Here is a 3294-nt window from a genome sequence, read left to right as displayed (position 1 = left end):
AAACTTGCCACCGGTGTCTGCACATCCATCCCGACCCTGCGCGATCCTATCGCAGTGGGAAGAAGTTTGAGTGTGAGCATTGTGGATGGGAAGGGGATGCGGACTTGAATGGGGCAAATATGATTGCACTTTTGGGGGCTGCTGTAAACCAGCCCAGAGGCTAAGCCTACGGCTGGCTTCGCGAACGTGATTGGCTTGCCAACTACAGGGCTACCGAAAGCTCGCTCTCTATATGTCAGCATGAGTGCGGGTGGTTTACTGAAGGCTATGGCAGAAGAAGAGCTACAAGAGCAAAGCGTCGGATCTTCCCACTCTCCTCCAGACGGTAGGGATCCCTCCCCTGAAGGACAAAGATCCGTTCACGCCGCTCGGACGGAGTCCTCGGCTTCTGAAGCACAAGCGGAATCGGTGCCCGATCCTATCAGCAGCGGGGGCGGGGAACTGTCTGCCATCCCGGTTGCCCCGCCGGGGTTTAAGTCGGGATTTGCAGCGCTGATCGGGCGGCCCAATGTGGGCAAATCCACCCTGCTCAATGCCCTGGTGGGACAAAAGGTCGCCATTACTTCTCCCGTGGCCCAGACCACCCGCAACCGCCTACAGGGGATCCTCTCTCTGCCGGAAGCCCAGATCATCTGGGTGGATACCCCTGGCATTCACAAGCCCCACCACCGCCTGGGGGAAATTTTGGTACACAACGCCCAGGCAGCCATTGCCGCTGTGGATGTGATCCTCTTCGTGGTGGATGGATCGGTGCCGGCAGGACGGGGGGATGCTTTTATTGCCGAGCGGATCCCTGCCGCTTCCCCCTGCCTGATCGTCTGCAACAAAGCGGATCTGCTGCCTCGGGATGTTGCCGTGCGCCAAGCTCACCAGGAGAGCTACCAAGCCCTGCGCCCCGGCGCTCCTGTCGTTTGGGTGTCTGCCTTGGATCCCAGCAGTTTGACACCCCTGATCCAAGCCACCATCGATCTGCTGCCCACCGGCCCCTACTACTACCCGCCGGATCTGGTGACGGATCAGCCGGAGCGGTTCATCATGGCGGAGCTGATCCGAGAACAGGTGCTGCTGCAGACCCGCGAGGAAGTGCCCCATTCGGTGGCCGTGACCATCGACCAGGTGGAAGAAACCCCCAACGTCACCCGCATCCTGGCCACCCTCTATGTGGAGCGGGACTCCCAAAAGGGGATCCTCATTGGCAAAGGGGGGGAAAGGCTCAAGCGGATCGGCCAGGCAGCCCGCCTGCAGATTCAAAAGCTGATCCTGGGCAAGGTGTACCTGGAGCTGTTTGTCAAGGTGCGGCCCCACTGGCGGCGCTCTGAGCACCTTCTGCGCGACTTGGGCTATAGCGCTACGTCCCCCTAGCGGGAATAAGCCATTTGCGTCAGCAGGACGGAGTTCTTATGCCCCCCTCTCCCCTTGTGGGTAGGAGACTGGGGTATTCGCGCAAGCAGCACGGCGTGCCTGGGGGGAATGCTGCAAAAATGCCCTAGACCTGCTTAGAACAGATACTGACTGGGATCCCTGCGTTAGCTTGGATAGCAAAGCCTCTGGAGTCCCACAGCAGTTTTTCTTATCGCTGCTTTGCCCCATGACCGCTTTCTATCCCGCTACGGTTCAACCCGGCGCCCGCACCCTGCCTGGCCACTACTATGTTTCTTCCAGCCGCTTTGAGGCGGAGATTGAGCAGATTTTTTATCGGCAGTGGTTCTGCGTGGGGCGCAGTGCCGATCTGGCCCAACCCGGAGACTTTTTGCAGGTGCAGGTGCTCAGAGAAAGCCTGATCCTGGTACGGGATCCCAAGGGGCAAGCCCATGCCTTCTTCAACCACTGTCGCCATCGAGGAACCCGACTCTGCAGCGAGCTCCAAGGCCATTTTGCCGATGGGATCCCTTGCCCCTACCACGCCTGGCGCTATGGGCTGGATGGACAATTGTTGGCGGCTCCCCAGATGCACGAGGTGGAAGACTTTCGCCGTGAAGATTATCCCCTCCACTCCGCTGCCTTGGCAGAATGGGAAGGCTTCGTCTGGGTCAACCTCAGCCGCCATCCTCAGCCCTTCGATGAGGTTTTTGCCCCATTGCAAGGTCGTTTCCGAGAGTGGAACCTGTCCGCTCTGCGGCGAGGCCATCGTATTGAATACCACGTTCAAGCCAATTGGAAATTGCTGTTTGAAAACTACTCTGAGTGCTACCACTGCCCGCTCATTCACCCAGAATTGGCCCGCCTTTCGCCGGCTCGCAGTGGTCGCAACGACTTGATGGAAGGCCCCTTTTTGGGCGGCTACATGTTGCTCAATCCAGATGTGACCAGCCTAAACATGAGTGGCCAGCGCAGCTTGCCCCTGATCTCCACCGTGCGAGGCGAGAACCAACGGCGGGCCTACTACTACACCCTTATGCCCAATCTATTCTTGAGCCTGCAGCCGGACTATGTCATGACCCACACTCTGTGGCCCCAGGGATCCGACCGGACGCGGGTTGTCTGCGATTGGCTGTTTGAGCCGGAGACCTTGGCGCTGGATGGTTTTGATCCCAGCGAGGTGGTGGAATTGTGGGATCGCACCAACCGACAGGACTGGCACCTGTGCGAGCTCACCCAGCAAGGGGTGGGATCCCGTGCCTATGAAGCAGGGCCTCTTTCCCATGCAGAAGGGTTGCTGCAAGCCTTTGGGCGGGAATACCGCCGGCAGATGCAGGAGTTGGAAGAACAAAGCTGGTGACATGCTCCCGCACTCATGCTGACGCAAAGCGCTCCGCGCCGCTAAAGCGAGAGAGTGCGGGCTTCTCAGTGACTCCTGTAAAGGACATTTCCTGAGCTTTGAGAACGGGATGCCCCACCGCTCTGTATTTGATGTTTATCGCCGCGTTGTGGTCTCGGCTCAGCTCTAGCCCACAATGCGGGCAAGAGTGCCATCTGTCTCGAATGGTTTTCGGTACTTTCTGACCACACTGAGAACAGTTTTGGCTTGTGCCGCTTGGATCCACTGCAATCGCCCTCAGCCCAGCTCTTTCAGCCTTGACTGCGAGAATTTGCAGGAATTGCCCCCACCCTGCATCATAGATAGACTTCGCTAGTCGGGTTCTAGCAATGCCTTTGGTGTTGAGCGCCTCATACGCAATATGCTTCCCTTTGCTTACCAGCTTCTTGGCTACTTTGTAGTGGAAATCTTTACGCTGATTGGCCACCTTGAGGTGTGCCTTAGGTTGTGTTGATCTTTCATTTGAGCCAAAAGAGAGCACTGACGAGATAGAGAAAACTCAAGAAGTTCCTGGCCAATTTGTCAAAACGAGAAAA

The 3294-nt window shown here is 57.7% G+C and carries 3 protein-coding genes and 2 pseudogenes; 3 read left to right on the top strand and 2 right to left on the bottom strand.

Annotation, left to right across the window (positions count from 1 at the left end; translation table 11 throughout):
- The 3 genes from ACVWYZ_RS14195 to ACVWYZ_RS14185 form a co-directional block, all read left to right on the top strand.
- A partial coding sequence (locus tag ACVWYZ_RS14195) for a zinc ribbon domain-containing protein (protein WP_457467416.1) occupies positions 1 to 164 on the top strand: 164 nt, incomplete at its 5' end.
- Positions 165 to 408: 244 nt separating this feature from the next.
- Positions 409 to 1362, top strand: coding sequence for a GTPase Era (gene era / locus ACVWYZ_RS14190; protein ID WP_457467415.1), 954 nt, complete (start codon positions 409 to 411; stop codon positions 1360 to 1362).
- Positions 1363 to 1588: 226 nt separating this feature from the next.
- Positions 1589 to 2719 carry an aromatic ring-hydroxylating oxygenase subunit alpha gene (locus ACVWYZ_RS14185; protein WP_457467414.1) on the top strand — a complete coding sequence of 377 codons (1131 nt, stop codon included), beginning with the start codon at positions 1589 to 1591 and terminating at the stop codon, positions 2717 to 2719.
- A 13-nt stretch (positions 2720 to 2732) separates the two neighbouring features.
- On the opposite strand, the pseudogene ACVWYZ_RS14180 reads toward ACVWYZ_RS14185, so the two are convergent.
- A pseudogene (locus ACVWYZ_RS14180) lies at positions 2733 to 3200 on the bottom strand (RNA-guided endonuclease InsQ/TnpB family protein); the annotation flags it as partial.
- A 16-nt stretch (positions 3201 to 3216) separates the two neighbouring features.
- Positions 3217 to 3294 (bottom strand): annotated as a pseudogene (locus tag ACVWYZ_RS14175) (IS5-like element ISSoc13 family transposase); the annotation flags it as partial.

It is taken from the genome of Thermostichus sp. MS-CIW-37 (assembly GCF_054060065.1).
Note: the sequence above shows the minus strand (reverse complement) of the source record. Positions and strands in the feature narration are given on the sequence as shown.